Annotated in this window: 5 protein-coding genes; 3 read left to right on the forward strand and 2 right to left on the reverse strand. The window is 66.1% G+C overall.

The genetic code is table 11. From position 1 onward, the window contains the following. Positions 1-166: 166 nt before the first annotated feature. The gene (locus G6021_RS16405) at positions 167-1,384 is read right to left on the reverse strand and encodes a hypothetical protein (protein ID WP_107746573.1); all 1,218 of its coding nucleotides are present in this window, start codon (positions 1,382-1,384) and stop codon (positions 167-169) included. A gap of 396 nt (positions 1,385-1,780) precedes the next feature. Further along, positions 1,781-2,170 carry a heavy metal-responsive transcriptional regulator gene (locus G6021_RS16410; RefSeq protein ID WP_007928756.1) on the reverse strand — a complete coding sequence of 130 codons (390 nt, stop codon included), beginning with the start codon at positions 2,168-2,170 and terminating at the stop codon, positions 1,781-1,783. A 105-nt stretch (positions 2,171-2,275) separates the two neighbouring features. Here G6021_RS16410 and merA point away from each other — a divergent pair, with 105 nt between their 5' ends. The 3 genes from merA to G6021_RS17690 all read left to right on the forward strand — a co-directional run. Beyond that, positions 2,276-3,676: a mercury(II) reductase gene (merA, locus tag G6021_RS16415; protein ID WP_017838447.1), complete on the forward strand. Its 1,401-nt coding sequence runs from the start codon at positions 2,276-2,278 to the stop codon at positions 3,674-3,676. Between the two features lie 131 nt (positions 3,677-3,807). Next, complete coding sequence (locus G6021_RS16420; RefSeq protein WP_031265333.1) at positions 3,808-4,167, forward strand: metalloregulator ArsR/SmtB family transcription factor; 360 nt, start codon at positions 3,808-3,810, stop codon at positions 4,165-4,167. Then, the coding region (locus tag G6021_RS17690; RefSeq protein ID WP_347238998.1) for a cadmium resistance transporter at positions 4,164-4,493 on the forward strand (330 nt) is incomplete at its 3' end. The genes G6021_RS16420 and G6021_RS17690, both read left to right, overlap by 4 nt.

Genomic DNA, 4,493 nt, shown 5'->3' on the forward strand with positions numbered 1-4,493 from the left:
GTGTCCACCAGAACGGGAACGGTCCATCTGAGTCTGATAGCCATAGCTTCCAACCGGCCGGCGGTTCGGGCCAGGTGGGATCAGGGGTCCATCCGGCCGGTGGCTGCCAGCCGGGTGGGGGCTTAGGCCATCCCGGTGGTGGGTTGAAAATTAGGTTCATGGCTGGCTAGAGGCGCCTGATGCCAGATGGGTTGATCGGGGCCAGACCGTGCGGGTTTTTCGAGACCACCGCGCCGAGATGCTGGAGTGTTACGGCCGGGACAATCTCCGAGAGGTCCAGCTCGTTGAACGAGTCGCGGTCAACGGCTACAGCGGCAAAGGGAACGTAGGTCTCACGCCCTGTGGCGGGACTGATCGTCTCGGTGCCTAGCTCGAGTGAGATGCTGCGAATCAGCCCGCGGCGGTCAGCCTCGAAAACTTCATGCAAGCTACGCAGTGCGACAGCGTGCACGATGCCTGCGTAGCGGTCCTTGGCGGCCTTCTGCGAAAGCTGCGTCTCACCGATTTCGTCGGTGGACTTCGTGTACTTGTACGCCTTAATGGTTGGCACAGTCTCTGGACCAGGCATTGTGACCCGAAGCGTGAGCTCTGCTGTGGCCGGCTCGAACTCGGACTCATGACCCACAGGGAAATGCTCAGGGTAGACAGAGTTGGCCAGCACGATTCCGACATACTCCTGTACTGCCTCGACCGTGCCGTACCCGAGCCCGGCGATCAGTTGGTCTAACTCGTCGTTCTGTTCTCGCGCCGCACGCTCCCTCTCCGCGGACTCCGCCTCATACTGTGCGGTCGCTTTTGCCAGCGCTTGGAGCCGGACGCGCTCAAGCTCGGCATGCTCCGCAGCTTGTGCTGCCTGGCGCGCAGGAAGCGAATCCATCGCGGCCTGCCATGCCTGGTAATCGGCGGCGTAGCGGCGATCAACCTCGGCTTCGGCTGCGGCCAACTTCTTCTTCCGTCCGAACGGGCCTTTCGGTGGCGCAACTTCACGGCGTACGGGAAGTGGAGGCTCCGGGATCGGCGCTGGCGCGGGGACGGGGGTGCGGAGATCTGACCTGGGAAACGGTGGATGTTGGGCGGTCACACGTAAAGCCTCGAGATCGACATAGTCGTCTACGTCAAGGGTTGCCTCCAGAAGCCCGTCCAGTTCTGCATAGTGCTCAGCCAGCTCTGCATTTAGTGACTCCACCCGAGCTTGCATGGCTTCGACATGCGCTGCTCGGGCCTCGCGCTCCAATCGCTTACGGTCAGCTTGCGCGGAGCGCGCCGCAGCCACCTGCGCACGCTCCGCAGCCCGCTGCGCCTGCTCGGCACGCCGTACGGCTGCCACCTGCTGACGGGCTGCTGCACGCTGACGCTGCTCGGCCAGGCGAGCCTGCCGCTGCATCTCTGCGAGGAACCCACGTCGACGAGTCACTAACAACCTCCATAGTGGGATAGCACGCAGACCGGACAGGAGCCGTCGTTGATGATCTGTCCGATGTCATCACTGCGAACACGAAAAGTGGACAACGAGTCCTTATCTTAACGACTATCCAGACAAGGGCCGGGCAGTTCGTCGCGGTCACACCTGGAGCCCCGCCGTTCCTTGGGGTGCCGAGCGTCCGAGCGTCATGCTGCTGTCGATGACTCCTGCTCGCGACAGGATCCCGTTGGGGTACACCCGTGCGGGACGGCATGCCGCCAACCGTCGCCGCTGTGGCTTTCGCCGTTATATGGCGGGGTTCTGTCGACGCTCTGTGGCGGCATCTGCTCATGGCGATACACGCGAGCACCGGTCTGGTCACAGATAGCGGCAGACGGTCGTGGTGTCGCATTTGGTGGGGTCGCTGGTGGTGGCACTGTGGTGAAGGTGCGCGACGGTGTGTCGCAGTGCTTGCAGGTCGGCGATTTGGCGGTCCAGGTCGCCCAGGTGGGCTTCGAGCAGGGCGTGCACGTGCTGGCAGGGTGCGACTCCGGCGTCGCGGATGTCGAGGATCTCGCGAATCTGGGCCAGGGTGAGCCCAGCGGTGCGGCCGCGGCGAACGAAGTCCAGGCGCGCCAGGGCCGCAGGGGTGTAGTCGCGGTATCCGTTGGCGGTGCGCTCAGGCGCAGGTAGTAGGCCGGCTTCTTCGTAGAAGCGCAGCGTCTTGGTTGTGGTGCCGCTGGCCACGGCCAACTCACCGATGCGCACAGTGGCCCCTTTCTCGGCTCTCGTCCATGTTCGCCTTGACCTTCCCCTGCGCTGGAACGTCCACTATGGACGCTGAAGAGGGGTCACGCGAAGGAAGGTGGGCAAATGGGTGTGGACTACGACGTCGATCTGGCCGTGATCGGCTCAGGAGGCGCGGCGATGTCCGCCGCCATCGCGGCCAGCCAGGCCGGTAAGAGCGTCGTGCTGGTTGAGCGCGGTGTTCTGGGCGGGACGTGCGTGAACATCGGCTGCGTGCCGTCCAAGACGCTCCTGGCGGCCGCCGGGGCCCGGCACGCCGCGCTCACCAATCCCTTCAAAGGTGCCCCAACGTCAGCCGCACCGGTGAACCTCGGCGATCTGGTGGCCCAGAAGGACGCACTCATCGAGCGCCTGCGTGATGCGAAGTACGCCGATGTGGCCGCTGCCTACGGCTTCCAGGTCCGCCCAGGCCAGGCCAGCTTCCTGGACGGGGACACCCTGGCCGTCGACGGCCAGGCGCTGCGGGCCCGGGCCTATCTGGTCGCCACCGGTGCCACCCCCGCCATCCCGGAGGTGGTCGGTCTCGACTCTGTGGACCGGCTGACGTCCACCACCGCGATGCAGCTGACCGAGCTGCCTGAGTCCCTGGTCGTTATCGGTGGCGGGTACGTCGGGATGGAGCAGGCCCAGCTGTTCGCTCACCTCGGCACCCGGGTCTCTGTGGTCGGGCGTCTGGCGCCGCACGCCGAGCCGGAGCTGGCCCAGAGACTTCGGGAAGTCTTCACCGACGACGGCATCACCGTGGTCGAAGAGCGCGCGACCACTGTGGCCCGCGAACCAGGCCCCGCAGGAGAGGTGGTGGTGACCACGGACTCGGGCGAACAGGTGCGCGGCGCGCAGGTCCTGGTGGCCACCGGACGCCTGCCCCGCACCGACGGCCTGAACCTGGCCGCTGCCGGTGTGGACGTGGACGAGCGCGGCTTCGTCGTGGTCGACCAGACCCAGCGCACCTCCAACCCGCGCGTCTGGGCCGCCGGTGACGTCTCGGGGGCTCCCCAGTACGTCTACGCCGCCGCCGCCGGCGGTCGGGCCGCCGCGCTCAACGCCCTGACCGAGGACAGGTACCCGCCGGCAGCTCGGGTCGACTACGCCGGCTTTCCTGCGGTCGTGTTCACCCGGCCCCAGCTGGCCTCGGCGGGGTTGACCGAGGACGAGGCCCTCACCCGAGGGCACGCGTGCGACTGCCGCGTCCTGGACCTGTCCGATGTCCCCCGGGCGCTCGTCCAGCACGACACCCGCGGGGCGGTGAAGCTCGTCGCCGACGCCGTGAGCGGCAAGGTTCTGGGCGTGCACGCTCTGGCGGACGGGGCCGGGGAGATCATGCTGGCGGCCACCTACGCCATCAAAAGCGGCATGACCGTCGACGATCTGGCCGACACCTGGGCGCCGTACCTGACCATGAGCGAAAGCCTGCGCATCGTGGCCGGCCTCTTCCGAAACCAGATGCCGACGTCATGCTGCGCCTGAAACCCGCGGCCCCAGCGGGGTGGACGAGGGCTCCCGCGGCAGCCCGCCTGGCGCCGTGAATGTGCCTTAAAAACCTTTAGGTTTTTAGGGCGTTGTCACAACAGTTCAGCAGACGCTGTATAGTTCAGCAAGTGCTGACTATTGCTTCTCGTGTCGATGTGATGAACCGGTTAGGGCGGGCGATGGCCGACCCGACACGGTCCCGAATACTGCTGACCTTGCTGGAGCAGCCGGCCTACCCGGCGGAGCTGGCCCGGGATCTGGAGCTGACACGGTCGAACGTGTCGAACCATCTGGCATGCCTGCGCGACTGCGGGATCGTTGTCGCAGTGCCCGAAGGTCGCCAGACCCGGTATGAGATCGCAGACCCGCACTTGGCCCGGTCGCTATCTTCCTTGGTCGAGATCACCCTCGCGGTCAACGAAAACGCCTCCTGCTTGGAGCCCGACTGCTCAGTGCCGGGTTGTCACGCCACGGAGGTGCAGGCGTGATCCTGTCCTCGGCCCTGCAGGCGATCGGCCTGTTCATTGCCACCAATATCGACGACATCATCGTCCTGTCGCTGTTTTTCGCCCGCGGAGCAGGCCAACGCGGAACCACCGCACGCATTCTGGCCGGCCAGTATCTCGGGTTCGCCGGCATCCTCGGCGTGGCTGTGCTCGTCTCCCTGGGCGCGGGAGTCTTCCTGCCCCCGCAGGCCATCCCTTACTTCGGGCTGATCCCACTGGGCTTGGGACTGTGGGCCGCGTGGCAGGCCTGGCGCGGGGACGATGATGACGACGATGCAAAGGTCGAGGGCAAGAACGTCGCCGTGTGG

This window comes from Dietzia sp. CW19, from assembly GCF_014145265.1.
In the GTDB taxonomy this organism is placed as follows: Bacteria; Actinomycetota; Actinomycetes; order Mycobacteriales; family Mycobacteriaceae; genus Dietzia; species Dietzia natronolimnaea.

Coding starts and splice junctions, on each gene's coding strand:
- G6021_RS16405 (WP_107746573.1), bottom strand. CDS start 1,384: ATGCAGCGGCAGGCTCGCCTGGCCGAGCAGCGTCAGCGTGCAGCAGCC.
- merA (WP_017838447.1), top strand. CDS start 2,276: ATGGGTGTGGACTACGACGTCGATCTGGCCGTGATCGGCTCAGGAGGC.